The organism is Maritimibacter alexandrii, from assembly GCF_005871115.1.
Taxonomy (GTDB): Bacteria; Pseudomonadota; Alphaproteobacteria; order Rhodobacterales; family Rhodobacteraceae; genus Maritimibacter; species Maritimibacter alkaliphilus.
The window spans coordinates 189260-213955 of record NZ_SWKQ01000011.1 but is presented as its reverse complement, the minus strand read 5'-3'; the positions used below and the strand labels follow the sequence as shown (position 1 = coordinate 213955).

23 protein-coding genes and 1 tRNA gene are annotated in these 24696 nt (G+C 66.0%); 12 read left to right on the top strand and 12 right to left on the bottom strand.

Annotated elements, in window-relative coordinates:
• Window positions 1-99: 99 nt before the first annotated feature.
• From FCT00_RS09115 to FCT00_RS09095, 5 genes are all read left to right on the top strand, one after another.
• A complete protein-coding gene (locus FCT00_RS09115) occupies window positions 100-2493 on the top strand; it encodes a ligase-associated DNA damage response DEXH box helicase (RefSeq protein ID WP_138422755.1) in 2394 nt (797 codons plus the stop codon).
• A 247-nt stretch (window positions 2494-2740) separates the two neighbouring features.
• Window positions 2741-3391, top strand: coding sequence for a ligase-associated DNA damage response endonuclease PdeM (pdeM, locus tag FCT00_RS09110; RefSeq protein ID WP_008335349.1), 651 nt, complete (start codon window positions 2741-2743; stop codon window positions 3389-3391).
• A 66-nt stretch (window positions 3392-3457) separates the two neighbouring features.
• Entirely contained in the window at window positions 3458-3907 is a 450-nt protein-coding gene (locus FCT00_RS09105) for a PaaI family thioesterase (protein ID WP_138422754.1), read from the top strand.
• Window positions 3904-4695: a crotonase/enoyl-CoA hydratase family protein gene (locus tag FCT00_RS09100; RefSeq protein ID WP_138422753.1), complete on the top strand. Its 792-nt coding sequence runs from the start codon at window positions 3904-3906 to the stop codon at window positions 4693-4695. The genes FCT00_RS09105 and FCT00_RS09100 overlap by 4 nt, the downstream gene beginning before the upstream one ends.
• Window positions 4696-4888: 193 nt before the next feature.
• Entirely contained in the window at window positions 4889-6181 is a 1293-nt protein-coding gene (locus FCT00_RS09095; protein WP_008335353.1) for a homoserine dehydrogenase, read from the top strand.
• A 130-nt stretch (window positions 6182-6311) separates the two neighbouring features.
• Here FCT00_RS09095 and FCT00_RS09090 read toward each other — a convergent pair whose 3' ends face one another.
• Window positions 6312-6755 carry a type II 3-dehydroquinate dehydratase gene (locus tag FCT00_RS09090; RefSeq protein WP_138422752.1) on the bottom strand — a complete coding sequence of 148 codons (444 nt, stop codon included), beginning with the start codon at window positions 6753-6755 and terminating at the stop codon, window positions 6312-6314.
• A 54-nt stretch (window positions 6756-6809) separates the two neighbouring features.
• Window positions 6810-7796, bottom strand: a complete 987-nt coding sequence (gene dctP / locus FCT00_RS09085) for a TRAP transporter substrate-binding protein DctP (protein WP_138422751.1) — start codon at window positions 7794-7796, stop codon at window positions 6810-6812.
• Between the two features lie 195 nt (window positions 7797-7991).
• Between dctP and FCT00_RS09080 the strand changes: the two genes are divergently transcribed.
• The 5 genes from FCT00_RS09080 to FCT00_RS09060 all read left to right on the top strand — a co-directional run bounded on the left by FCT00_RS09080 (window position 7992) and on the right by FCT00_RS09060 (window position 12195).
• Window positions 7992-8678 (top strand): FCD domain-containing protein, encoded by a 687-nt coding sequence (locus FCT00_RS09080; RefSeq protein ID WP_040885911.1) that lies wholly within the window; start codon window positions 7992-7994, stop codon window positions 8676-8678.
• A gap of 136 nt (window positions 8679-8814) precedes the next feature.
• On the top strand, window positions 8815-9759 hold the full coding sequence (glpX, locus tag FCT00_RS09075; RefSeq protein WP_008335360.1) for a class II fructose-bisphosphatase: 945 nt from the start codon (window positions 8815-8817) through the stop codon (window positions 9757-9759).
• A gap of 9 nt (window positions 9760-9768) precedes the next feature.
• Complete coding sequence (gene recJ / locus FCT00_RS09070) at window positions 9769-11517, top strand: single-stranded-DNA-specific exonuclease RecJ (RefSeq protein ID WP_138422750.1); 1749 nt, start codon at window positions 9769-9771, stop codon at window positions 11515-11517.
• The gene (locus tag FCT00_RS09065) at window positions 11514-12044 is read left to right on the top strand and encodes an AAA family ATPase (protein WP_138422749.1); all 531 of its coding nucleotides are present in this window, start codon (window positions 11514-11516) and stop codon (window positions 12042-12044) included. Before recJ ends, FCT00_RS09065 begins: the two co-directional genes overlap by 4 nt.
• 76 nt (window positions 12045-12120) lie before the next feature.
• Window positions 12121-12195 (top strand) — tRNA-Glu (locus FCT00_RS09060).
• 247 nt (window positions 12196-12442) lie between these two features.
• Here FCT00_RS09060 and FCT00_RS09055 read toward each other — a convergent pair.
• From FCT00_RS09055 to FCT00_RS09020, 8 genes are all read right to left on the bottom strand, one after another.
• On the bottom strand, window positions 12443-14209 hold the full coding sequence (locus FCT00_RS09055; protein WP_138422748.1) for a PQQ-dependent methanol/ethanol family dehydrogenase: 1767 nt from the start codon (window positions 14207-14209) through the stop codon (window positions 12443-12445).
• 339 nt (window positions 14210-14548) lie between these two features.
• Window positions 14549-14926 (bottom strand): c-type cytochrome, encoded by a 378-nt coding sequence (locus FCT00_RS09050; RefSeq protein ID WP_138422747.1) that lies wholly within the window; start codon window positions 14924-14926, stop codon window positions 14549-14551.
• A 138-nt stretch (window positions 14927-15064) separates the two neighbouring features.
• Window positions 15065-15637, bottom strand: a complete 573-nt coding sequence (locus tag FCT00_RS09045; protein WP_138422746.1) for a tetratricopeptide repeat protein — start codon at window positions 15635-15637, stop codon at window positions 15065-15067.
• Between the two features lie 71 nt (window positions 15638-15708).
• A complete protein-coding gene (locus FCT00_RS09040; protein ID WP_138422745.1) occupies window positions 15709-16518 on the bottom strand; it encodes an ABC transporter permease in 810 nt (269 codons plus the stop codon).
• On the bottom strand, window positions 16518-17249 hold the full coding sequence (locus FCT00_RS09035; RefSeq protein WP_138422744.1) for an ATP-binding cassette domain-containing protein: 732 nt from the start codon (window positions 17247-17249) through the stop codon (window positions 16518-16520). Before FCT00_RS09035 ends, FCT00_RS09040 begins: the two co-directional genes overlap by 1 nt.
• 18 nt (window positions 17250-17267) lie before the next feature.
• A complete protein-coding gene (locus FCT00_RS09030) occupies window positions 17268-17714 on the bottom strand; it encodes a hypothetical protein (protein ID WP_138422743.1) in 447 nt (148 codons plus the stop codon).
• 42 nt (window positions 17715-17756) lie between these two features.
• Window positions 17757-18713 carry a YVTN family beta-propeller repeat protein gene (locus FCT00_RS09025; RefSeq protein WP_138422742.1) on the bottom strand — a complete coding sequence of 319 codons (957 nt, stop codon included), beginning with the start codon at window positions 18711-18713 and terminating at the stop codon, window positions 17757-17759.
• A gap of 1 nt (window position 18714) precedes the next feature.
• Complete coding sequence (locus FCT00_RS09020) at window positions 18715-19899, bottom strand: ABC transporter substrate-binding protein (RefSeq protein ID WP_235888972.1); 1185 nt, start codon at window positions 19897-19899, stop codon at window positions 18715-18717.
• Between the two features lie 190 nt (window positions 19900-20089).
• On the opposite strand from FCT00_RS09020, the gene pedF reads away from it, so the two are divergent.
• On the top strand, window positions 20090-20776 hold the full coding sequence (gene pedF / locus FCT00_RS09015) for a cytochrome c-550 PedF (RefSeq protein WP_138422740.1): 687 nt from the start codon (window positions 20090-20092) through the stop codon (window positions 20774-20776).
• A 4-nt stretch (window positions 20777-20780) separates the two neighbouring features.
• Window positions 20781-21674, top strand: coding sequence for a substrate-binding periplasmic protein (locus FCT00_RS09010; RefSeq protein WP_138422739.1), 894 nt, complete (start codon window positions 20781-20783; stop codon window positions 21672-21674).
• Here FCT00_RS09010 and FCT00_RS09005 read toward each other — a convergent pair.
• Both FCT00_RS09005 and FCT00_RS09000 read right to left on the bottom strand, forming a co-directional pair.
• Window positions 21671-22546 (bottom strand): FAD:protein FMN transferase, encoded by an 876-nt coding sequence (locus tag FCT00_RS09005; RefSeq protein WP_138422738.1) that lies wholly within the window; start codon window positions 22544-22546, stop codon window positions 21671-21673. The genes FCT00_RS09010 and FCT00_RS09005 overlap by 4 nt on opposite strands.
• Complete coding sequence (locus FCT00_RS09000) at window positions 22543-24630, bottom strand: 4Fe-4S binding protein (protein ID WP_138422737.1); 2088 nt, start codon at window positions 24628-24630, stop codon at window positions 22543-22545. Before FCT00_RS09000 ends, FCT00_RS09005 begins: the two co-directional genes overlap by 4 nt.
• Between the last annotated feature and the right edge of the window lie 66 nt (window positions 24631-24696).

The following is a 24696-nucleotide window of genomic DNA, read 5'->3' as shown; positions in this document are numbered from 1 at the left end:
GCGTGAATTCCAACTGTCCTTTGTCAAACGCGGGCGGTTTGCCGTTCCGTCGCGGGTTTTTGCGTTTTCTTCGCCGGCGCGCGAAAATACTGTCGGCGTATGAGCGCCCTGCCCCCGATCATCGCCGACTGGTTCACCGAAAAGGGGTGGTCCACCCATCCGCACCAGATGGAGATGCTGGCGCTAGGCAACGATCCCGCAACACTGCTGGTCGCCCCGACAGGCGGCGGCAAGACGCTCGCCGGATTTCTGCCCACACTGGTCGAACTGGCCGAGCGCCCGCGAAAAGGGTTGCATACGCTCTATATCTCACCGCTGAAGGCGCTGGCCGCCGACATGCGGCGCAACCTGACCGGACCGATCGACGAGATGGGCCTGCCGATCCGGGTCGAGGACCGCTCCGGCGACACGACCCAGACGCGCAAGAAGGCCCAGCGCGCCGACCCGCCCGAGATCCTGCTCACGACCCCCGAAAGCCTCGCGCTGCTCCTGTCCTATGAGGACGCACCGCGCATGTTCGCAGGGCTGGAACGGGTGGTGGTGGACGAGTTGCACGCACTTGCGGAATCGAAGCGTGGCGACCAGTTGATGCTCTGCCTTGCGCGGCTCGTCTCGATGCGCCCGGACCTGCGCCGCGTGGGCCTGTCCGCCACGGTCGAAGACCCGCCCGCGCTCGCCCGGTTCTTCATGGCCGGCGGTTGTCCGGTCCTGACCGCCGACCCCGGACCGGACCCGGACATACGTATGCTTACCACCCAGACCCCGCCGCCGTGGTCGGGCGGTGGCGGTGCCTATGCGATCCCGGACGTGCTGGAAGAAGTGAAGCGCCACAAGACGACGCTGATCTTTCACAACACCCGCGCACAGGCAGAAATTTTCTTTCACAATCTGTGGCTTGCGAATGAGGAAGGCCTGCCCATCGGCATCCACCACGGCTCTCTCGCCCGCGAACAGCGGCAAAAGGTCGAGGCCGCGATGGTCGCAGGAGAGCTGCGTGCCATCGTCTGCACAGGCACGCTCGATCTGGGTCTGGACTGGGGCGATGTGGACCTTGTCATCCAGATCGGCGCACCCAAGAACGTCAAACGTCTGGTGCAGCGGATCGGGCGGGCGAACCACCGCTACAACGCCCCGTCCAAGGCGCTGCTTCTGCCCGCGAACAGGTGGGAGGTGATCGAGTGTCAGGCCGCGCTCGAAGCCGTCCTCGCCCGCGATCTCGACGGCGATCCGCGCGGACCGGGGCCACGTGATGTGCTGTGCCAACACATCCTGATCGTGGCTTGTTCGGGCCCCTTCGACGAGGTGGAGCTGTTTGACGAAGTGCGCCGCGCGGGCGGCTACGCAGGCCTCACCCGCGCGCAGTTCGACGAGGCGCTCGATTTCGTGGCGACCGGCGGATACGCCCTGCGCGCCTATGACCGCTGGCAGCGCCTGAAACAGCGCCCCGACGGGCTGTGGCAGCTTCGCGACCCGCGCGCGGCCGCGCTGATCCGCATGAACATCGGCACCATTCAGGACACCGACACGCTCAAGGTTCGGATGCGCCAGAACCGCAAGTTTCTGGGCGAGGTCGAAGAGGGCTTCGCCGCCTCTCTGATCCCCGGCGACACCTTTCTGATGGGCGGCAAGATTGTGCGGTTCGAAAGCCTCAAGGAAATGCATGTCGACGTGACGAACGATAAGGGGCGCAAGCCCAAGATCGCCGTTTTCGCAGGCTCGAAATTCGCCACTTCGACCCAGCTTTCGGCCCGTGTCCTCGACCTGATACACCGGCGCGACCTCTCGGCTCTGCCCGGTCACACGCAGGAGTGGATCACGCTGCAACGCGAGGTCAGCCACCTGCCCGAAGCGGGCCGTATCCTCGTCGAGAGCTTTCCCCACGACGGACGCGCGCAGACCGTCATTTACGGCTTCGCCGGGCGCGGCGCGATGCAGACGCTCGGCCTGCTCCTCACCCGCCGGATGGAGACCGCGGGGCTGGGCCCCCTCGGCTTCGTCGCCACCGATTATGCGACCCTGATCTGGAGCCTTCATCCGGTGGACGACCCCGCCTTTCTGTTCAGCCGCGACGATCTTGTCGCCGGGCTCGAGGGGTGGCTGTCGGAAAACGCTCTGATGAAACGCAGCTTCAAGGCCGTCGCCAACATCGCGGGCCTGACCCCCCGCAACTTCCCCGGCACGCGCGCGAGCGGTCGGCAGGCCACATTCTCGTCCGATATCCTCTACGACACCCTGCGCCGCTACGACCCCGACCACCTGCTTCTGAACATCACGCGCGAAGAGGCGATGCGCGGCCTGATCGACTTCGGGCGGATCGAGGAAATGCTGGAGCGCACCGAGGGCCGCGTCGACCATATGGTGCTGGACCGCGTGACACCCTTCGCGGCCCCCCTGTTCCTCGAAGTCGGCAAGGTGCCGGTGGACGGCATGGGACGCGAGGCACTGATGGAGATGGAGGCGGAACGGCTGATGCAGGAAGCCGGGCTGGCATAGGGTGGTGACCTTTGCGCGGCGTCAGCGGAGCGAGCGCTGTATCGTCTGGCTCGAGGATACTAGAATCCTAGTATTCCAGTATCGGTGCATACAGACAATTTCCAATGGAACCATGATCTTACGAGCCATCCACCGACGCTAAAACGTTAACGCGTTAACACATCCGCTCTCTCCCACGTTCAAATTCGCACCTCGCCACCCCATCTCGCCCTTGCAAACCCAAGCCCTGCAAGGCACAGAACAGATCATGAACGACCACCCCTTCACCTTCGCGGGCGCCGACCTGTCCTTCCGCCCGACAGGCGCGCTGTTCTGGCCCGCCGAACGCCTGCTGGTCGTCTCCGACCTGCACCTCGGCCGGTCGGAGCGGTTCGCCCGGCGTGCCGGCGCGCTGCTTCCCCCTTACGAAGTGCAGGATACGCTCACGCGGCTCGAAACCGACATCGACGCGACCGGGGCGACGACCGTCATCTGCTTGGGCGACAGTTTCGACGACGACGCGGCCGCGCATGGGCTGGACGACAGCGTGGCGCTCTGGATCACCCGCCTGATGGCCGGACGCCGCTGGGTCTGGATCGAAGGCAACCACGACCCCGGCCCCGTCGAACTCGGCGGCGATCACCGCGCAGACCTGACCCTCGGCCCCCTCACCTTCCGGCACATCGCCGCCCCCGGCGCGGTGGGCGAGGTCTCGGGGCATTACCACCCCAAGGCACGGGTCGCCGGGCGCGCCCGGCCCTGCCTGCTGCGTGACGACGCCCGCGTGATCCTGCCGGCCTACGGCACCTATACCGGCGGTCTGCGCAGCCACGACCGCGCCCTCACCATGCTCATGCAACCGGGCGCCGTCGCGGTCCTCACCGGCACGCGCCCGCTCGCGATCCCGATGCCGCGGTAGCCGCCGCCGCGTCACGCTTGCCCCTCGCCCCGCGCCCCGACAGGATGCAGCGAGGGAGGCGATGGCATGGACTTCACACCGAAAGACCCGGATTTCGAGGCGCGCGTGCGTGCGAGCTTCGCCCGGCAACCGATGATGGAAACGCTGGGCGCCACCATGACCGACGTGCGCCCCGGCACCGTCACCATCGTGTCGACGATCCCGCCCGGCACCCTGCAACAGCAAGGGTCGACCCATGCCGGCCTCGCCTTTTCGATCGGGGATTCGGCGGCGGGTTACGCGGCTTCGTCGCTGTTGCCCACGGGGAACGAAATCGTCACCTCCGAGATGAAGATCCACCTCCTCGCCCCCGGGCGTGGCGAGCGCCTCGTGGCGACCGGCCGCGTGATCCGGCCCGGCCGCCGCCTGACCATCGTCGAGGCCGACGTGTGGTCCGAAACCGCGGGCGCCCGCACCCTTATCGCGAAACTCATGGGCACGATGGTGCCCGTCCCACTCGTGGAGCCAACGACATGACCGACCGCGTCACCATCGACATTCAGGACCACGTGGCGCTCGTCACGATGAACCGGCACGACAAGATGAACGCGCTGGACCCGGACCAGATCGACGCGATCATCGCGGCGGGGCAAGAGGTTTCGACCACCAAGGGCGTGCGCGCCGTCGTCCTCACCGGCGGGCCGAAAGCCTTCTGCGCCGGGCTCGACATGGCGTCGATGGCCAATATCGCGCAGGACGCGCAGGGGGACGGGTTGATGCCCCGGACCCACGGCATCGCCAACAAGTTTCAGGCGACCGCGATGGTCTGGGCCGAATGCCCCGTCCCCGTCATCGCGGCAATCAACGGCCACACGCTGGGCGGCGGGTTCCAGATCGCGCTCGGCCCCGACATGCGCATCGCCGCCCCCGACGCGCGCTTTTCCGTCATGGAACTCAAATGGGGCATCGTGCCGGACATGGGCGGGCTGCACCTCGCCCGCCGCCTGATGCGCGGCGACATCCTGCGCCGCCTGACCTATACCGCCGAAACTTTCGGTGCCGAGCAGGCGCTTGACTGGGGTGTGGTGACGGAAATCACCGACGACCCGCTCGCCCGCGCGATGGAGCTCGCCACCGCCATCGCCGGCAAATCCCCGGATGCGATCCGCGCCGCGAAACGCCTGATATCCGAGACCGAACAAACCTCCCCCGCCGACACGCTCCTTGCTGAAAGCCGCATTCAACAGGAACTCATCGGCACCGCGAACCAGATGGAGGCGGTGATGGCAGGTATGCAGAAGCGCGCCCCGAATTTCACGGACTGACCGCGCCCCTTCTCTGTTTCCGGAAACCTTGGGGTGAGGCCCGCCTTGGCGGGCCGAGGGGCAACGCCCCTTGCGGGCGCGGGCTTGCCCGCGCCCGCCCCCTCGCGACGGGCAAGCCCGGCGCAAACCCTCCATTGCACCCAGCAAGGCCTTTGGATAAGTGGACGCAGCGCAATTTCGACGGAGATCCGCCATGTCCACCCCCGCCCCGCTTCGCCTCGGCATCGCAGGTCTCGGTACCGTCGGCGTCGGCGTCATCAAGATCGTGCGTAAACACGCCAAGCTGATCGAGGAACGCACGGGCCGCCCCGTCGCGATCACCGCCGTCGCCGCCCGCAACCGCGCCAAGGATCGCGGCGTGGATCTTGGCAAGTACGACTGGGAAGACGATCCCGTCACGCTCGCCACCCGCGACGATGTCGACGTCTACGTCGAACTCATGGGCGGGTCCGACGGACCGGCCAAGGCCAGCGTGGAAGCGGCCATCGCCGCAGGCAAACACGTCGTCACCGCCAACAAGGCGCTGCTCGCTCACCACGGACAAGCCATCGCCGAAGCCGCCGAGGCCGCCGATGTGGTGCTGAGGTTCGAAGCCGCCGTCGCCGGTGGCATCCCGGTCATCAAGGCGTTGACCGAAGGGCTTGCGGGGAACGAGATCACGCGCGTCATGGGCGTGATGAACGGCACCTGCAACTACATCCTGACCCGCATGTACGACGCCGAACTGCCCTATGATGTGGTGTTCGACGAGGCCGACAAGCTGGGCTTCCTCGAAGCCGACCCGCAGCTCGACGTGGGCGGGATCGACGCGGGCCACAAGCTGTCGCTCCTGTCCTCCATCGCCTTCGGCACGCAGGTCAACTTCGACGGGGTCGAGCTTGAAGGCATCGAGCGGATCAAGATCGAGGATATCGAGCAGGCCGCCGACATGGGCTACCGGATCAAGCTGCTCGGTGTCGCGCAGATGACGGGCCGTGGGCTGGAACAGCGCATGTCGCCCTGCCTCGTCCCCGCCGCCTCACCGCTGGGCCAGCTCGAAGGCGGCACCAACATGGTGGTGATCGAAGGCGACAGCGTCGGCCAGATCGTCATGCGTGGCGCGGGCGCAGGCGAAGGCCCGACCGCCTCCGCCGTCATGGGCGACGTCATGGACATCGCGCGCGGCATCACGATTTCGACCTTCGGCAAACGAGCCACCGATCTGGTGCCTGCAAAGCCCGCCAAGGCCACCGTTCCCGCCGCGTATTACCTGCGCATGTCGCTGATGGACAAACCCGGCGCGCTCGCGAAAGTCGCCGCCGTTCTGGGCGACGCGGGCGTGTCGATCAACCGGATGCGCCAATACGGCCATGACGAAGGCACCGCCCCCGTCATCATCGTGACCCACACCACCACCCGCGCCGCGATCGACGAGGCGCTGTCGGGCCTCGGGGCCACCGGCGTCGTCGAGGGCGATCCGGTCGCGATCCGTATCGAGGAAGTCTGACGGTTAGCCCCGACGCCCGAGGGGCGCGCCGGCGCGGCCGAGCAATCCCCGGCCGCCAGTCGTGAACGTCAGGCCATTTGAGGCAGGCTTCGCGCCCCACCGATTTCGCCTGTCACCGTGCCCGGCGACCTCAAGCCGCGCGATCCGTCACGAGATCCAGGGCCGCGCGAACCGCGTGGCCATAACCGCGTGCGCCAAGCCCGCAGATGACCGCCGTCGCGATGGGCGACACCAGCGACGTCCGGTAGATCTCATCCCGGGCATGGATGTTCGAAATATGCAATTCGATGAGCGGCCCGGAGAACATTTTCAGGGCGTCGAGCACCGGGATTGATCGAAAACTGAGACCTGCGGGGTTGATGACAAGTGCGTCGGCCCTGTCGCAGGCTTCGTGAATCCAGTCGATCAGCTGGTATTCCGCGTTCGTCTGCCGGAACTCGAGCGGCGCGTCACCCGCCGCCGCCCGACACATGGTTTCGATCTGGGCCAGCGTCGTGTGACCGTAGATATCAGGCTCTCGCAGCCCGAGCCGGTTCAGGTTCGGGCCGTTCAAAACGTAAAGACCGCGGCTCATCACGGTGTCCTTCTCATGGGGAAGTGAGGCGGCCGTTCAGGCCGCCTCGGGCCGTCACAGGCCGTTGATCTTGTCCAGCATCCCTTCGGGCCAGACCTTCGACAGATCCGAATTCAGATACTTGTCCTGCGCGTAGGCGCGGAACGCGTCCACATCCGGCGTATTGAACGTCATCCCTTCGCTTTCGAAGAACGCGACGAGTTCCGCTTCCTGCGCCAGATGCTGTTCGGTCGACCACGCGATCGCTTCGTCCGCTGCACTTTGCACGGTGGCCTTCTGTTCGTCCGACAAGCCATCCCAGACCTCTTTCGAGATCACGAGCAGGTCGTATCCCACAAGATGCGAGGTCAGCACCGTCTGGGTCTCGACCTCGTAGAACTTCATGTTCTGCACGTTGGGCAGCGGGTTGTCCTGCCCGTCGATCGCGCCCGTCGCAAGGCCGGTGTAGACCTCGGCGTAGGCCATCGGAGTCGGGTTCGCGCCCAGTGCCTCGCCCAGGAACTGCCACGCCTCGCCGCCCGGCATCCGAAGCTTCACACCCGCCATATCCTCGGGCGTGTTGATTTCCTTGTCGATTCGCAGGCCGACCTGACGGGTGCCGAAGTAGGTCGGGCCGAGGATCTTGATCCCAAGCTCGTCCTCCGCCATCGCCTTCATCTCCTCGCCCGGCTCGGAGTTGAAGAACGTCCGCAGGTGGTCGGCATCGCGGAACAGATAGGCCGAAGTCAGGATCGAGAACGCCGGAAGCTGGTTCGACACATCCTGCGGCGCGATGTTCCCCATTTCGAGGTTGCCGCGCTGGATCGCCACAAGCTCGGTTCCCTGCGCGAACAGGGTCGCACCGTAATAGCCGTTGAAGGTGAACTCATCGGTCAGCGCCTCTGCGAACTTGTTCATCATCTCGGCGCGGATGTCGTTGGCCGAGAACACGGCGGAAAAGTTCAGCTCGACCGTGTCCTGAGCCGTGGCGGGCACGGCGGCCATGACCGACGTGGCGACCGCAAGCGAAAGAAGGGCGCGACGGCCCAATCTGAAAGTCATGTCATTCCTCCCTTTAGCCGATGAATATAATTTCATCGGATGATTTGGAATTCATATGCCGACTCGACGGGGGCTTTAAAGTGAAAGCGGTAGGGCCGATGCGCTTGCCAACCATCGGCTTTTCTTTCGCGCGGGCTGACATTAACGCGTGTTTCGGGAATAATCGTATGACCGCCAGAAATGGGCTTTTGTCTGATGATCAAGAAAACCTACGCCGATGCCGCGATGAACGAGACCGTCGGAGAAACGGCCTACAGACGACTGAAATTCGATATCATCCGCGGGATCGTAGGTCCGGGCGAAAAGCTGCGGATCGACCAGTTGAAGGACCGCTACGACATTGGCGCCGGAACGGTGCGCGAGATTCTGACGCGGCTCTGGGTCGAAGACCTCGTGGTCGCCGAAGGGCAGAAGGGGTTCGAGGTCGCGCCGGTTTCGGTCGCGGGCCTGCGCGACATCGCTGCGTTGCGCACCTTGCTGGAAACACAGGCGCTTCGCCTGTCGCTCGCCACCGGGGATCTGTCGTGGGAGGCGGATGTGGTCCGGTCCTACTACATGCTGCACACGGTCGAAGAGCAATTGATCGCGGGCGACATGAACTCGGTCAACGACTGGGTGCAGCAGGACTGGGAATTTCACCATGCCACCATTTCGGCCTGCGCCTCGCCGTCGCTCATGGCCGCCCATTCCAACGCCTTCGACAGGTTCATCCGCTATCACATGATCGTTCTGGACTTTCGCGGCCGCCCGGCCGCCGACGAACATGCGAAGCTGCGCGATCTGGTGATCGCGCGCGACACCGAGGCTGCCGTATCCCTGCTGACCTCCCACATCGGCAGCGGTGTCGAACACATTCTGGCCTCCGGTCGGATACCTGCCTGAAACACGGGCAACACTGGTTGCGCTAAACGCGCTGGGGACGCTTGGCCCCCCTCGCGCCGCCTGCTAGGTGTTGGCCAACCAAAATTCTGAGGGACTTCCGAACATGTCTGCTTCTCCCGTCGTATTTGCCGACCGAATGCTGTCACTGGGCCTTGCCCGCGTGTCGGAGGCCGCCGCGATGGCCTCGGCCAAACTGGTGGGGCGCGGCGACGAGAAAGCCGCCGATCAGGCCGCGGTCAACGCCATGCGCGACCAGCTCAACCTGCTCGATATCAAGGGCACCGTGGTCATCGGTGAGGGCGAGCGGGACGAGGCCCCGATGCTCTACATCGGCGAAGAGGTCGGCACCGGAAACGGGCCCGAGGTGGACATCGCGCTCGACCCGCTCGAAGGCACGACGCTGACCGCCAAGGACATGCCGAACGCGCTGACCGTCATCGCCATGGCGCCGCGCGGCACGCTGCTCCACGCCCCCGACGTCTATATGGAAAAGCTGGCGATCGGGCCGGGCTACCCGGAAAACGTCGTCTCGCTCGATATGAGCCCGTCGGAGCGCGTCAAGGCGCTGGCCAAGGCCAAGGGCTGCGAGCCGTCCGACATCACGGTCTGCGTGCTGGAACGCCCGCGCCATGAAGACATGATCGCCGACATCCGCTCCACCGGGGCCGCGATCCGCCTCATCACCGATGGCGACGTGGCCGGGGTGATCCATTGCGCCGAACCGACCACGGGCATCGACATGTATATGGGATCGGGCGGCGCGCCCGAGGGCGTTCTGGCCGCCTCTGCGCTGAAATGCATGGGCGGGCAGATGTGGGGCCAACTGACGTTCCGCAACGATGACGAGCGGGGCCGCGCCGCCAAGGCCGGGATCACCGACCTCGACAAGGTCTATTCCCGCGACGAAATGGTGCGCGCCGACGTGATCTTCGCCGCCACCGGCGTGACCGACGGGTCGATCGTGCGCGGCATCATCCGCGAGCCGCATCACCTGACCACCGAGACCATCCTGATGCGCTCGAAATCCGGTTCGGTCCGGCGTATGACCTACCGCAACCCGAAGGAGTGGGTGGGCGCGTAAGGGGGCCACGTGGCCGCATTTCTCGAAGTAGACAGCAGCCTCACGGGCCGGCGCTGGACCGGCCCCGGGGTCGAACTGGAACGACAGGCCGAGGCGCTGGTGCAGGCGACCGGCCTGCCGGCGCCCGTCTGCGCCGTCCTCGCCCGCCGGGGGGTGCAGGCGGGCGAAGCGGCAGGGTTCCTCGCCCCCACGATCCGCGACACGCTGCCCGACCCGCGTTCGATGCGCGACATGGACCGCGCCGCCGCACGCCTGCTGGCCGCTGTCGACAAGAACGAGCGCGTGGCCGTGTTCGCCGACTACGACGTCGACGGCGGATCGTCTGCCGCGCTTCTCATCGACTGGATGCGCCGGATGGGGCGCGACATCACGCTCTACATTCCCGACCGGATCGACGAGGGCTATGGCCCCAACGTCCCGGCGATGGAGGCGCTGGCGGAGACTCACAGCCTCATCGTCTGCGTCGACTGCGGCACCCTCAGCCATGAGCCCATCGCAGCCGCGAACGCCAAGGGGGCCGAGGTCGTGGTGCTCGATCACCATCTGGGCGGCGAAACGCTGCCGCCCGCGCTGGCCGTCGTGAACCCCAACCGGCAGGATGAGGTCGATGCGCCGGGCTATCTTTGTGCCGCCGGGGTCGTGTTTCTTATGCTCGTCGAAGCGGGCCGCCAGATGCGCGAAGCCGGGCGACGTGGGCCGGACCTCATGGGGATGCTCGACCTTGTCGCCCTCGCCACCGTGGCGGACGTGGCACCGCTTGTGGGGGCCAACCGGGCGCTTGTGACACAAGGTTTGAAGATCATGGCCCAGCGCGGACGCCCCGGCATGGTGGCGCTGGCGGACGTGGCGCGGATGAACGAGGCGCCGCGCCCGTACCATCTGGGCTTCCTCATGGGGCCGCGCGTCAATGCGGGCGGGCGCATCGGCAAGGCCGACCTCGGCGCGCGGCTTCTGGCCTGCACCGACCCGGCCGAAGCGGGCGCGCTGGCCGCGCGTCTCGACCAGCTCAACACCGAACGGCGCGAAATCGAGGAACAGGTGCGCCTCGCCGCGCTGGATCAGGCCGAAGCGCGGGGGCTGGACGCGCCGCTCGTCTGGGCCGCCGCTGACGGCTGGCATCCGGGCGTCGTCGGCATCGTCGCCTCGCGCCTCAAGGACGCGGCGCATCGCCCGGCCATCGTGATCGGCTTCGACGGCGACGAAGGCAAGGGGTCGGGCCGCTCGGTCTCGGGCGTCGACCTTGGCGCGTCGATCCAGAAACTCGCCGCAGAAGGGCTGATCAAGAAGGGCGGCGGGCACAAGATGGCGGCGGGCCTGTCCTTGAGCCGCGCGCAACTCGAACCCGCCATGGCGCGCCTGTCCGAGCTTCTGGCACGCCAAGGCGCGGGCGCGGGTGGCCCCCGCGATCTGGCGGTGGACGGGGTTCTCATGCCCGGCGCGGCCACCGTGGACCTTATAGACGAGATCGAAGCGGCGGGACCGTTCGGCGCGGGCGCACCCGCCCCGCGCTTCGCATTCCCCGATGTGCAGATCGCCTTCGCCAAGCGCGTGGGCGACCGCCACCTCAAGATCAGCTTCGGCGACGGGCTGGGCGCCAAGATCGACGCCATCGCCTTCGGCGCCTATGACGGGCCGCTCGGCCCCGCGCTGGAGGGCCACGGCGGCGCGCGGTTCCACCTTGCCGGACGGTTGGAGATCAACCACTGGCAAGGCCGCTCGATCCCCCAGCTTCGCCTCGAAGACGCCGCGCGGGCATGACCCGCCCGGTGCTCATCACGCTCTGCGGGCTACCCGGCACCGGCAAGACCACCCTTTCGCGGGCCGTCGCGACCGCCCTGCCCGCCCAGCACCTGCGCATCGACACCATCGAGGCCGCGATGAAGACGCGGGGGTTTAAGTTCGACGGCGCGTCCGGCGACGCGGGCTATGTGGTCGCCTACGCTCTGGCCCGCGACGCGCTCACCCTCGGGCAGTCCGCGGTGGTCGATGCCGTCCACGGCTGGCCCGCAGCCGAACGGTTGTGGTCCAAGGCCCTGACCGGCCTGAATGCCGCCCACCTGATCGTCGAATTGACCTGTTCGGACGTGGCCGCGCACCGCAAACGCATCGAAACCCGCGTCGCCGACATCGTGGGCATGACCCTGCCCGACTGGCAAGCCGTCGAGGCCCGCACCTATCTGCCGTCCGACCAGTGCGACCTTATGATCGACACCGCAACCACGGGGATCGAGGCCGCGACCGCACTGATCCTCGAGGCGGCACGGGATACCGCCACCCGCGACTAAAGTTTTTTGCACGGGGCCGATTTTCCCTCTTGCACCCGACCCGGCGTTTTTCTAGAACCCGCCTCACGCCAAGCGCGGCCCGTTCGTCTATCGGTTAGGACGCCAGGTTTTCAACCTGGAAAGAGGGGTTCGATTCCCCTACGGGCTGCCACTTTTCCATAAGTCTTCGGGATTTCTGGACTGGCAGGCACCACCCGCAACCTGTTCGATCTTGCAGCGCCATTCGGAGCGGCTGGCCTCGGCCTGCGACCTCTGTCCCTCCTCAAACGAGCCTCCAAAGCGCCTCGTGCCGCCGCGCACCGACGCAAACCCTGCCCCGCCCAAAAAGCCGGATCTCGCAAAAAAAAGACCCCGCGAGCGCCGCGGGGTCAGTTGGTTCGCTTTTTGCAGCGGGAGGATTATTGGGCAGAGGCCAGCTGCCGCGGGAGTTTGAAGGTCCAGACGGTGCCGCCCTGGTTGAGGTAGTTCACCTTCTTCGCGACCTCGCCGCCCCAGAGCGGAACCGCGCCGCCCCAGCCGGACACGACCGTCACGTATTGTTCACCGTCGATCTCGTAGGTGACGGGCTGACCGACGATGCCGGAGCCGGTCTGGAACGACCACAGCTCTTCCCCGGTCTCATCGTCCAGCGCGATGAACTTGCCCTCGGGCGTGCCGAAGAAGACGAGGCCCCCGGCGGTGGTCATCACGCCACCCCAGAGCGGTGCGTCGTTCTTGTATTCCCACTTGATCTCGCCGGTTTCCGGCTGGATCGCCTTCAGTGACCCGATGTGATCCTCGAAGATCGGCTTGATGGTGAAACCGGCCCCGAGATAGGCGGCACCCTTCTTGTAGGAGATCGGTTCGTTCCAGATATCCATGCCCCACTCGTTCGACGGGACGTAGAACATGCCGGTGTTCTGGCTGAAGGCCATCGGCATCCAGTTCTTGCCGCCAAGGAAGGACGGCACGGCGAAGACCATCTCGCCCTTCTCGGCGTCCAGCGGATTGCCCGGCCGATTGTCTTCGTTGTAGATCGGACGCCCCGTCTCGTCGATGCCGGAGGCCCAGCTGATCTCGGACACGAAGGGCGTCGCGTTCACGAAGGCGCCGTCTTCGCGGTTCAGCACGTAGAAGAAGCCGTTACGGTCGGCGGTGGCGAAGCGTTTGTTGCCGTCCGCATCCTCGAACGCGACGACCTCGTTCACACCGTCGAAGTCCCAGCCTTCGCGCGGGGTGGTCTGGAAGTGCCACTTGATCTCGCCGGTGGCCGGGTCGATGCCCAGACGCGAGGCGGCATAGAGGTTGTCGCCCGCGTTGCCCTCGGTCGGGGTGCCCGCGTTGCGCAGGTGGCTGTTCCACGGGGCCGGGTTCCCGGTGCCGAAGACGAGCGTATCGGTGTCGGCGTCATACGAGCCGCCAAGCCATGTGGCGCCCCCGCCGGTCTTCCACATATCGCCGGGCCATGTCGCGTTAAGCTCGCCCGTCATGGTGCTTTCTTCACCGTTGAGCGTGCCCATGTGACCTTCGATCACCGGGCGGGTCCAGACCAGTTCGCCGGTCTCGGCGTCGCGGGCCTGCACCTCGCCCACGATACCGAATTCACCGCCGGAGTTCCCGGTGATGACAAGGCCGTCCACGATCAGCGGCGCTGCGGTGTAGGAATAGCCTTCCTTGTATTCGGCGATCTTCTTGTTCCAGACGGTATCGCCGGTCTTGAGGTCGAGCGCGACGATGCGGGCGTCGAGCGTGCCGAAGTAGATCTTGTCGCCGAAGATCGCCGCCCCGCGGTTGATGACGTCGCAGCAGGGCAGAATGCCTTCGGGCAGGCGCGCGTCGAATTGCCAGACCTCTTCCCCGGTCTCCAGATCGATCGCGTAAAGGCGCGAATACGACCCGGTGATATACATCATGCCGTCATAAACGAGCGGCTGCGTCTCCTGCCCGCGCTGTTTTTCGCCACCGAGCGAAAAGGCCCAGGCGGGCACGAGGTTCTGCACGTTGTCCTTGTTCAGCGTGTCCATCGGCGAGTAGCGTTGAAGATCGCGCCCCATGCCGTTGGTCAGGATGTTTTCGGGCGTGTCGCGGTCGTTGGCGAGGTCCTCTTCCGTCACATTGGCGAAGGCCGGGCTGGACGCGGCAAGGGCCACGGTCGCCGCGACGGCGGCTTTGACAAATCTGTTCATCTGTATCCTCCCATGGATAGTCTGGCGTCCGACCCGTGATCCCGTCCGAGATCGCTGATGTGACCGGACGCTGGTCGAGCCGCTTTCATGATCGGCAAGCCCTATCCCCGGGCAAATTGGCTAAAGGTCGTAAGACCTCTACGACCCCCTTGTTTTCAAGGGTTTCGGACGGCAAACCGCGCCTTGTCCTTTGGTCCTATTTGCGGGCCCTTCGCCCGCTTCTAGGATGTTCGATGCAAACTTTTAGGGTGCGGATCGTCAAACCGGGCCGGGAAGCCGACGTGAGAATGCGGCGCGCACCGATGCGCCGTGCGGCCGCCCAGACCGCGTCGCCGCGACTTACTCGGTCAAACTGGCGAGATAGGTCACGATGAAGTCCTGAACGGTGGGATCGTCGATACCGACATGGCGCATCTTGGTGCCCGGAAGAAACCCGTCGTTGTCCTCCATCCATGCCTTGAGCGCGCCGGAGGTCCAGACGAACCCGGCGCCCCGAAGGGCATCCGAATAGGGATAGTCGGCAAAGGTTCCCGCTGCCCGGTTCAGCACGCCGTTCAGCAAGGGGCCGTAGCTGGCCCGGTCGGCCTCGACCGAGTGGCAGCGGTGACATTCCTTGTCGAAAAGCCGTTCACCGGCCTGCGCTTTTATCGCGTCGTATTCATCGGCAATGGCGGGGGTGGAGAGACAGGCGACGAGGGCGAGGGTTAGACGTATCATTTGGAACTCCTGAGCCGCGACCTTGGGTGATCGCGGTTCTCAGGATCGGCCCGATGCCGCCCTAAACCCTTGATTTACGTCAAACAAAACCCCCGACCTTCGTCGGGGGTCATATACGACCTTCGTCGCGAATCCCCGTCAGAACAGGGTCTGATACCGCCATTCGTCGGCATCGGGCGTCACTTCGTCCAGATCGTAGTCGGCGCGGCGCAGGCGTTCGGCGACCGGAAGGCCCTCGTTCGCGGCTTCGTCCACCAGTCGGCGTCCGGCCTCCTCATCCTGCGCGACGCCCCGGCCGCGCATGAGGTCGAGACCCCGGTTGAACTTGCCCACGGGATCGCCCGCTTCGGCGGCCCGGCGGTTCCATTCGGTCGCCGCTTCCAAATCCTGCGCACCGCCCAACCCGTTTTCGTCGAGCTGGCTCATCCATGTCATCGCGCCGGTATAGCCATCCTCGGCGCAGCGCGTGAACAGTTCGCGGGCCAGACCGTGACGCCCGGACTTGGTGACGAGGTAGCCGGTGGAACACAGGACCATGCCCGATTGCCCGTCTCGGATATTCTCCATCACGCGGGCCATCGACATTTCGTGCGGGTTCAGCGTGCCGCCATCGTCCACCGTCGTGCCCTCGCCCAGATCCAGGGCGAGGTCTTCGGCACCGGCGGGCAAGGCCCACAACAGCAGCGTGGCGATCAGCGATAGTCGGGTCATCGGGTTTCCTCCGCACCGGGAGTGTGCCACAGCCCGCCCCGCCCGTTTATCCGACCTACGTCGCGAAATTTCTACGACCCTGCCGGTCCCCCGGCCTTCTGTCGCACCATCCCCCGCCCCGGATCGTAGCCCCACAGCGCGATCCCCATGAAGACAAGTCCTGCCGCCACCGTGACGCCGAGCGCGAACCAGTTGGGCTGGACGTAAAGCGCGAAGCGCACCGCTTCGACCGCGTGGGTGAAGGGGTTCGCGGCGCAGATGTCGTGCAGAAGCGCGCTCGCCTCGGCCATCTTCCAGAGCGGATAGAGAGCGGAGGACAAAAAGAACATCGGGAAGATGACGAAGTTCATCACGCCCGCGAAATTTTCGAGCTGTTTGATCGTCGATGACAACGCGATCCCCAGCGCACCCACCATGAAGGCGGCGAGAAGCAACACGGGCGCGACGGTGAGGTAACCCAGCGCGGGAAACCGAATGCCGTAAACGGCGGCGATGGCGAGGAATGCATAGGCCTGCAACACCGACATCAGCGCGCCGGCAATCAGCTTGCAGGTCAGAAGCCACCAGCGCGGCAGCGGCGCGGTCAAGAGCAGCCGCATGGTGCCCAATTCGCGGTCCATGACCAGCGACAGCGAGCTTTGCATACCGTTGAACAGCAGGATCATCCCGACCAGCCCCGGCACGATGTAGGTCTCGAAGGTGATATAGGTCTCGTAGGGCGGGGTGATGGACAGGCCGAGCGCCGCGCGAAAGCCCGCCGCGAAGACGAACAGCCAGATGAGCGGTCGCACGAGCGCCGCCACCAGCCGCCCGGTCTGCCCGAAAAAGCGAAGCCCCTCGCGCTGGCAGATCGAGATGAGAGCGGACAGCGCGTGTTTCATCAGGCGGCCTCGTCGGCCCGGACCGCGCGGCCCGTCATGGCAAGGAAATGTGCGGTCAGCGCGGGGCCCGTCGCCGGGGTGCGCCCCTCTTCCAGAACGCGGCCCTTGTGCATGATGACGAGGTGATCGCCCGGTGCCACCTCGTCGGTCAGGTGGGTGGCCCAGAGCACGCTCAACCCCTCGTCGCGGGCAAGCGCGTGGACATGCGCTGTCAGGTCGTGGCGCGTCGGCGCGTCGAGACCGACGGTTGGCTCATCGAGCAGCAAAACCTGCGTGTCGTGCATCAGGGCCCGCGCGATTTCGAGCCGCCGACGGTGGCCGCCGTTCAGCGCGCGCACCTTTTCGCCCGCACGCTCTTCCATCCCGAGACGCGCCAGCGCCGCTTCGGCCCGTCTACGCATACTGCGCCCGGTGAGTCCCTGAAGACCGGCGAAATAAAGCATATTGCGCCAGACCGAGAGGTCGAGGTCGAGGGTGGGTTGCTGGAACACGACGCCCGTGGCCGCAAGCGCCGACCGGGTCGCGCGGTCCATGTCGTGACCCGCCAGCACCAGCCTGCCCCGCTCGGGTCTGAACAGCCCCGTGAGCAGCCCGAACAGCGTCGACTTGCCCGCGCCATTGGGGCCCAAGAGCGCACAGAACGCGCCGGGGGCCACGTCGAACGACACCTCGTCCAGCGCCCGGTGCCTGCCCCAGTGATAGGTGACGTTTCGAACCGAAAGACCGCTCATCCGCTCCCCCTGACCCTGCTATTCGATGGTGATTTGAAGCGTCTGAAGGTCGCCGCGCGATTGCGGCACGCTCAGGGTGTAGCTGCCGGGTTTGATCGCGACGAAGCCCACCTCCATCACGCCCGCCTCGTCGAACTCGAAACTGTCGATACCGAGAGGGCGGATCTCAAGCCCTTCAACCACGATTTCGTCGATCCAGATCGCCCGGAAAAAGCCCGCGCCGACCAGCGCAAGCTCCTGCGACCCGTCTGCTTCGATCTCGATCTCGTAATAGGTGCCCGACTTTAGAACCAGCGGCGCATCGGCGAGCGGTTGACCCGCCGACAGCATGATCGGCGGCAGGTCTTCGGAATTGGTGGCCGACAGGATGCCCGCCAATCCGAAGCGCGCGGCGGCACCGTCGTCGGCGGCAAGCGCCGGTAAGGCGAAAACGGCGGCCGCCAGAGTCAGGGTGATGCGTTTCATTTTCGGTCCTCCCATGAACCGGGCCAATGGCCACTCGTTGCGTCAGGGTCGCGTTGCCGCGCCCCAGGGGAAACGGCCGACCTTGATGGTCTTGATCGGCTCCCGTTGCACCACGTCGATAACGGTGACGTCGCCGGACACGCCGTTGGTGGTGAAAAGCCGGGTGTGATCCGGCGAAAACGCCATGTGCCAGACCCGCCGCCCGACGAGGAGGTAGTCTTCGACCTCGTAAGTCTCGGCATTCACCACGGCGACATGGTTGGACGGGCCGAGGGCGACGAAGATGGTCTTCTGATCCGGTGTCACTTCGAACCCGACCGGCTGGATCAGGTCTTCATGCACGCCTTGAATGGCGAAGGCGATCTTGGCCACAGGGGCCTGATTCACCGTGGAAAACACCGAGACGGTGCCGCCGATTTCCGAACTCACCCACAGCTCGGTCCCGTCCTTGATGAACTCGGCGTGCCGGGGCCGCGCATCGACCAGCGTGTTGGCGCGGATCGTCTTGCTGTCCGTGTCGATCCAATGCGCCATGTTCGTCGTCTCGGACGTGGTAATCACCGTCTTGCCGTCCGGCGACACGGCCATGCCTTCGGGTTCGATCCCGACGTTGATCTGCGCGACCACCGTGCGGGTTTCGACATCGACGACCGTCGTGACCGCATCGTCTTCGTTGGCGATCCAGAGGTGACGGTCATCGGGCGCAAGCACGAATTGCTCGGGATCGGCGCCGGAGGGAAGGTCGTGCAGAATTTCGCCCGTGTCCGGGTCCATCACCTGAACCGCGTTCGAATCCGAGGCGCAGATGTAGACCAGCGAATGATCCGAGTTGAAGGTGATCCCGCGTGGCCGCTCGCCCGTGGGGATCGTGCGGGTCACTTCGAGCGTCTCGATGTCGATGACGCTGATCGTATCGTCCTTCTCGTTCGTGACCCAGATCTCTCCGGCAAGAGCGGGGGGCGTCAGGAGGCAGAGGGCGGTTGCGAAGGTGCGAAGCATATCAATCTCCAAAGGCCGTGCAGGCGCTTTCCGACGCGTCGAGGCCGAGGCTGTCCAGCGGATTGCGGGCATGTTCGAACCCGTCGAGCGGGGCCGAACCGACGACCGCGCGGGCGTTCACCACCGGGATCGACTGGCGCATCTGGCCGTTCCAGTGGCGAAAGCTGAGGGGGCGGCCCTGAAACGCCGCAAGTTCGAAGGCATCGGACAGGATGTAGGCGCGCAGCGCGGAGGCATCGGCGGTATTGGTGCGCGTCACCGCTTCGCCGATCACCCGCATGGCGGCCCAGGCGGCATAGTCGCGGGGCTGCATGTCGCGCCCCGCTAGGTCGGAGAAGCGGGATTGAAGCTGTGCCGCCCCCCATTGTTCGACCACCGGGGCCCAGGCCACAGGGGTCAGGCCGGTGACACCGATCACCGGACGCGGCACCCATGTGTTGTGCTCCACGTAGCGGGCGAAATCGTCCGCGGCATCGGCCACCAGCACCACGTCGTGATCCTTGAACCCCTGCGTGAGAAGCGGAACTTCGGCCGAGGCCGTGCGCCGCAGGTCTGCGGTGTCGTCCCACCGGGCGTCCGAGACGATCCTGACGCCGAACTTTCGCGCAGATGCGCGGTAGGCGGCGGCCAGCGCCGCGTCCGCGCCCCCCGGCCCTTCGATCAGGGCCACTTTCGTCCAGCGTTTCGCCAACAGAACCTGCATCAGCGCATCCGAACGCATCGCGGCCTCGGTCGCGGTATGAAGCACGTTCGCGCGGCAATCGGCATCGCGCAGGCGTTCGGATGCGTCGGAGACGTTGAAGATGAGCGCCCCGGCGGCATCCGGCAGATCGGCGAGGCTCAGAAGCGCCTCGGCGTTCATGTCGGCGAGGATCAGATCGACCTGCCCCGCCATGTCACGCGCCGCCGCCACCACGTCGCCACCCGGCGCAAGCGAAACGGTTTCGAGGGCGTAGTCATGCCCCATGAAGGCGCCGGTGGTCGCGTTGTCGGCCAACCCGAGCCTTGCCCCGGCGATGCCGAGGTCGGCGGGCACGGTGTCGAGGTTCGACAGAACCGCGCGCGGCGGTTCCTCGAGCCGAAGGTAGCCGACGCGAACCTGAAGCGGTTCGGCAAGTAGCCCGCCCGAACAGGCCAGCGTCAGACCAATGGCCCACGGGGCCGCATTCCGCACGATCTTGCGCATCGTCTCCTCCACGCCGACGACGCTAGAGGAAGGACATCGCGACGGCCCATTAGACCTAGGTCGCAGATATGCCTTTTCCGGCGTGATTCCGGCGATTTGCGCCGTATCGGGCCGGTTGGCTTGCACCAAGGTCTAATGGTGCGACGCGGCGGCGCGCCGATAGTTGGGCCGAGAAACGCGGAGGAACACCATGCAGAAACTCGCTCTCATTACGGCCACGACGCTCGCCGGAACCTTGACGCTTGGCGGGATGGCCATCGGTCACGGCGACGTCACGCCCCAGCCCGTGAACACCGAAGCCCTTCCCGACGTGGGCGAGGAATGGCTGATCGAAAACCCGTACCGCGCCGAAGCGGTGGGCGAGGAAACCTGGTTGAAAGCGATCGAGATCGGGGCGTCGGGCTACACCCAGAACTGCGCGCGCTGTCATGGGCTGGGCGTCGTGTCCGGCGGGCTGGCCCCGGACCTGCGTTATCTGGAAGCCGCCGAATACGGTGACGAATGGTATGTCGAACGGTTCCGCCACGGCATGACCCAGAACGGCATCACCAAGATGCCCGCGTTCGGCGAGCTTCTGGGCCAGAAAGCCGCGTGGGCCATCCGCACCTATGTCGAGACGCGGCCCGATGACGGGGCGCTGGACGATCATGCCACGCGCCTCGGTGCGATCCGGGACGAGCTTCTGTCCGGATCGGTCGCTGACCCCGAGGCGCTCAAGGTCGAACTGGCCGACATCGCCGCGACCGTCGAAACCGGCTCGGGCGCGCCCATCGCGGATTCCGTCGCCTTCGAGGCTTCGCGAATCCTGTCCGACGATCAGTCCACGTGGAAACAGGCGGGCGACATCCTGACCGTCGGCCTGTCCGCCGCGCATTGACGCCATGACACGCCTGTTCGCTCTGACGAGCCTATTGGCCGGTCTTGCTTTCGCGGGGCCGGCCTTGGCGCGTTGCGAGGACTATGTCCCGCAACCCAAACCGCAGAACACTTTCGCTCAGGATATCGGGCGGGAGTTCGACCGGATCATCGACGAAGGTTGGATCGAATTCGCGGTCTACGAGGATTTCGCGCCGTGGTCCGTGGAAACGGGCGGGCAGCCGGTCGGCATCGACATCGAGATCGGCAGGATCATCGCCGACGACCTCGGCGTCGAAGCGCGCTTCCGCTTCGTGCAGGCGGGCGAAAACCTCGACACCGACCTGATGAACTACGTCTGGAAGGGCGCGGTGGTGAACGGGCGCGTGTCCGACGTGATGCTGCACGCGCCCTATGACAGCGAACTGACCTGCCGGATCGAACAGGTCGTCTTTACCGGGCAATACGCGGGCGAGGAACTGGCCATCGCCTTTGACCGCGCGGCCTACCCGGACGGCGGCCCGACGCCAGCCTATTTCCGCTATGACACGGTGGCGGTCGAAAACGACTCGCTGTCCGATTTCTACCTCGCGTCGGTGGGTCGGGGCGCGGTGGGCGACAAGGTGCATCGGTTCCCGACGACCGAAGCCGCCATGACCGCCCTCGTCGCGGGCGAGGTCATGGCCGCGATGGGGCCGCGCGGGGTTCTCGAAGCGGGGCTGACCGAGGCACAGGACATCCACGTCCCACCGTATCCGGGCCTCGTCCGGTCGCGCTGGACGGTCGGCGTCGCGATCAACCACCAACACCGCGATCTGGGATATGCCGTTGACTACGCTATCGAAAAGGCGCTTGCAGACGGGAGGATCGAGGCCCTGTTCGAGGCCCATGGCCTGACGTTTCTGCCGCCGGACCGCTAAAGCCGGGTGAGGTCGCCGTCTTTATCGACGAGCAGCACATCGGATAGGCCGAGGGCGACCTTGGCCTGCCTGATGGCGTCCCGCTCCATCAGGCAGAACGCGGTCGAAGCCGCATCGGCAAGCGTCGCGGACGCTGCGATGACCGTCACCGTGGACCAGATGGCGCGCCCGCCTTTCGGGTGTAGGATATGCGCACGCCCCCCGATGGTCATGGCCGCGGGCGAGGATGTGGCGGCCGCCTGTCCCGTCAGCGTGACCTGACCGATCCGCCCCGCCGCAGGGTCCACCAGCCCAAGCCGGAACGGCCCGCCCAGCGCGGCCTGTTCGCCCATGTCGACCAGAGCGGTCGCGTAGCCCCAGCCCGAAAGCATCGCGCGCAAGGCGTCGGCGGCATAGCCCTGCGCGATGCCGTTGAAGGTCAGGGCCTGACCGTCCGCCAGCGTGATCTCGGTATCTGTCATCCGCACACGATCCAGTCCCACACCGGACAGATCCGCGCCGCGCCCTTCGGCCAATGCCACCCAGAGCGACTGCACCGTGGGGTCGAACATGCCGTTCGTGACGACGTGCACCCGCCGCGACACCTCCATCACCCGGCGCAGGTCGCCGTGGAGCGCCCCCTTCCCGATCCGGTTCAACCGCACCATTGGCCCATCATCCTCGTAGAGCGTGAAGCGCGCCTCGATTTCGCGCATCCGAGCGGTCAGCCTGACGAGATCCGCCGCCACACGGTCGCGCGGGCCGGTCAAGTCGAGCGACACGTCACCGCCAAAGGCACGACCGCGCCAGACCTCGCGGCTCACCGCACCCGCCGCCCCCGGCATCGCAATGCTCGCCACGAGGGCCATGAACCTGCGGCGCGTCAGGCTCATGCGGCCACCTTGGTGCGGCGCTTTTCGGCAAGGACGAGCGGCACGCAGCGGGTCGGATCGTCATGGATCGACACGCAGTCAAGGCACTGGAAACACTCGTCATACTGGATTTCGCCGGTCTTCTTGATCGCACCGTAGCGGCATTTGACCTTGCACAACTGGCAGGGCGAGCCGCAGTCCACCCGCCGTGCGATCCACCTGCGGGTGCGCAAGAGCCCCCCGATGGCCATGACCGCGCCCAACGGGCAGACATAACGGCAGAAGCCTTTGAAAAAGACGGTGCCGAGCCCCAGCCAGAGCGCCGCATAGGCGACATAGAACCATTCGCGCTGAAACGAGACGGTGATCGCGGTCTTGAACGGCTCGATCTCGGCGGCCTTCTCGGCCTGATCGGGCACCACGAAGGCGGTCAGGATCAGCCCTGCGAGAGCGACGTATTTCACCTTCTTGAGCCACCGGTCGAGCCGCGGCCCCGCCTCGACCTCGGGCAGACGGAGGGCGCGGCCGATGTGATGCGCGAACTCCTGCAACGCGCCGAACGGGCACAGCCAGCCGCAGAACAGCCCCCGGCCCCACAGCACGAAACCGAGGATCGTCACCGCCCAGATGAGGAGTGAGAACGGGTCGTAGAGCAGAACGGCGAAAGACCCGTCGCCGACCGCCGCGCGCAGGACGGCGAGGACCGTGACGATGGAAAGCTGCCCCTGCCCCCAGTATCCGATGAACCCCACGACCACAGCCAGAATGCCAAGCCGAATAGCGGTGAATGATCCGAGCCCCGCGAACCAGGTCATCCCCGGACCCAGGAGCCCCAGAAGCGCGACGAGGAACACAGATAGCGCGATCAGGTCGCCCCGCCGGTTCACGAGCGCCTCCTGCCAGGCGGGGCGCGGTGTCACGACCTCGGGCACGTCGTAGAACCGCTCCGGCGCTTGATACGCGATCTCGAAATGCACGTCGCCGATCTCGGGTTGGAACATGCCGTGCGCACGCACCGCCTGCACCCTGAGCACCCATTCCGTGATCGGATCGAACCCCAGCCTGCGATCGGCCCGCAGGATCATCGCGGTGTCATGCTCCGGCACGTCGGCCAGGAAAGCGGGAAACATATCCGCATCCCGCAGCGAGACCGGGAAACCGCCCTGAACGGCGGAGACCCTGTCGGGCGCGGTATTCCGCACGAAATCCGCTGACACGAGGCCATGGCGACCGCCATCCATCACGAGGATCGGTTCGTCATCCGGGCTGACCGCGTGAAGCCGCGCAAGCTCGTCCACCGTGTCCGAGGAGAAGATGGCGCGTTGGACGGCAGGCGGACCGATGTCGACCAGCCAGAGGTCGAGGAACAGGCCCTCAGGATCGGCGCGCGCCTCGGGGTCGTCCGAGGCCCAGATGGTGCCGGCAAAGGCCGCGTCGACTTGGGCGTTTGTCACCGTCAGGCGCCTTGCGATCCCTGCGTCGACAAGCGCCTGCCAGTCGAGCGCCTCGGTATATTCCATCTTTGGACGCGCCGGCGCGGTCGAAGCCCCGCCGACCCCCGCCATCTTGTCCCGCGCGACCTGTAGCGCGGCGGCGAGAATGGATTCATGGGCGATGCGCACGCTCGCCGTCGCCTTGGTCACCCCGTCCAGATAGACAAGGTCGGACCCACCGCCCGCCTTGCCGTACGGCACCCCGACGACAAGCGGCTGGGTGATCGAAAGCCCCGGATATTGTTCGAGAAACGCCCGAAACGGTGCCTCGCCCAGACCCGAAACGAACACCGGCTCTTTCTGGGACAGGAGGCGGACGTCGATGATGGTTCCGTCGAGCTTGAGCAGAACGAGCATATCGATGGGCTTGCCCGAAAACCCCGGCAGCGGGGCGAGCGGCCCGGTCTGGAAGGCATAGCCGATCTCGGCACCGCCCGAGTTCAGCAAGTGGTAAACGCCGTCGTCACCGATGGGCGCGCCCAGCGCATAGGGCGGCACGATCCGCCCTTCGATTTCGGCGCGCGACGCAGGCGCCCATTCCGCCGCGTTCGCGCCGGGCGCGCAGGCGAGCATCAAACAGGCAAGCCAGACAGCGGTGATGATCCTCCACATGGGGCGACGCTACTCCCGCCCCGCAGCGCGCCCTATACGACCAAGGTCCAGCGACCTTCAGGATAT

What these genes read in the sequence shown, in the direction of transcription:
- FCT00_RS09115 (WP_138422755.1), top strand. Translation starts at nt 100, where the DNA reads ATGAGCGCCCTGCCCCCGATCATCGCCGACTGGTTCACCGAAAAGGGG.
- pdeM (WP_008335349.1), top strand. Translation starts at nt 2,741, where the DNA reads ATGAACGACCACCCCTTCACCTTCGCGGGCGCCGACCTGTCCTTCCGC.
- FCT00_RS09105 (WP_138422754.1), top strand. Translation starts at nt 3,458, where the DNA reads ATGGACTTCACACCGAAAGACCCGGATTTCGAGGCGCGCGTGCGTGCG.
- FCT00_RS09100 (WP_138422753.1), top strand. Translation starts at nt 3,904, where the DNA reads ATGACCGACCGCGTCACCATCGACATTCAGGACCACGTGGCGCTCGTC.
- FCT00_RS09095 (WP_008335353.1), top strand. Translation starts at nt 4,889, where the DNA reads ATGTCCACCCCCGCCCCGCTTCGCCTCGGCATCGCAGGTCTCGGTACC.
- FCT00_RS09090 (WP_138422752.1), bottom strand. Translation starts at nt 6,755, where the DNA reads ATGAGCCGCGGTCTTTACGTTTTGAACGGCCCGAACCTGAACCGGCTC.
- dctP (WP_138422751.1), bottom strand. Translation starts at nt 7,796, where the DNA reads ATGACTTTCAGATTGGGCCGTCGCGCCCTTCTTTCGCTTGCGGTCGCC.
- FCT00_RS09080 (WP_040885911.1), top strand. Translation starts at nt 7,992, where the DNA reads ATGATCAAGAAAACCTACGCCGATGCCGCGATGAACGAGACCGTCGGA.
- glpX (WP_008335360.1), top strand. Translation starts at nt 8,815, where the DNA reads ATGCTGTCACTGGGCCTTGCCCGCGTGTCGGAGGCCGCCGCGATGGCC.
- FCT00_RS09065 (WP_138422749.1), top strand. Translation starts at nt 11,514, where the DNA reads ATGACCCGCCCGGTGCTCATCACGCTCTGCGGGCTACCCGGCACCGGC.
- FCT00_RS09055 (WP_138422748.1), bottom strand. Translation starts at nt 14,209, where the DNA reads ATGAACAGATTTGTCAAAGCCGCCGTCGCGGCGACCGTGGCCCTTGCC.
- FCT00_RS09050 (WP_138422747.1), bottom strand. Translation starts at nt 14,926, where the DNA reads ATGATACGTCTAACCCTCGCCCTCGTCGCCTGTCTCTCCACCCCCGCC.
- FCT00_RS09045 (WP_138422746.1), bottom strand. Translation starts at nt 15,637, where the DNA reads ATGACCCGACTATCGCTGATCGCCACGCTGCTGTTGTGGGCCTTGCCC.
- FCT00_RS09040 (WP_138422745.1), bottom strand. Translation starts at nt 16,518, where the DNA reads ATGAAACACGCGCTGTCCGCTCTCATCTCGATCTGCCAGCGCGAGGGG.
- FCT00_RS09035 (WP_138422744.1), bottom strand. Translation starts at nt 17,249, where the DNA reads ATGAGCGGTCTTTCGGTTCGAAACGTCACCTATCACTGGGGCAGGCAC.
- FCT00_RS09030 (WP_138422743.1), bottom strand. Translation starts at nt 17,714, where the DNA reads ATGAAACGCATCACCCTGACTCTGGCGGCCGCCGTTTTCGCCTTACCG.
- FCT00_RS09025 (WP_138422742.1), bottom strand. Translation starts at nt 18,713, where the DNA reads ATGCTTCGCACCTTCGCAACCGCCCTCTGCCTCCTGACGCCCCCCGCT.
- FCT00_RS09020 (WP_235888972.1), bottom strand. Translation starts at nt 19,899, where the DNA reads ATGCGCAAGATCGTGCGGAATGCGGCCCCGTGGGCCATTGGTCTGACG.
- pedF (WP_138422740.1), top strand. Translation starts at nt 20,090, where the DNA reads ATGCAGAAACTCGCTCTCATTACGGCCACGACGCTCGCCGGAACCTTG.
- FCT00_RS09010 (WP_138422739.1), top strand. Translation starts at nt 20,781, where the DNA reads ATGACACGCCTGTTCGCTCTGACGAGCCTATTGGCCGGTCTTGCTTTC.
- FCT00_RS09005 (WP_138422738.1), bottom strand. Translation starts at nt 22,546, where the DNA reads ATGAGCCTGACGCGCCGCAGGTTCATGGCCCTCGTGGCGAGCATTGCG.
- FCT00_RS09000 (WP_138422737.1), bottom strand. Translation starts at nt 24,630, where the DNA reads ATGTGGAGGATCATCACCGCTGTCTGGCTTGCCTGTTTGATGCTCGCC.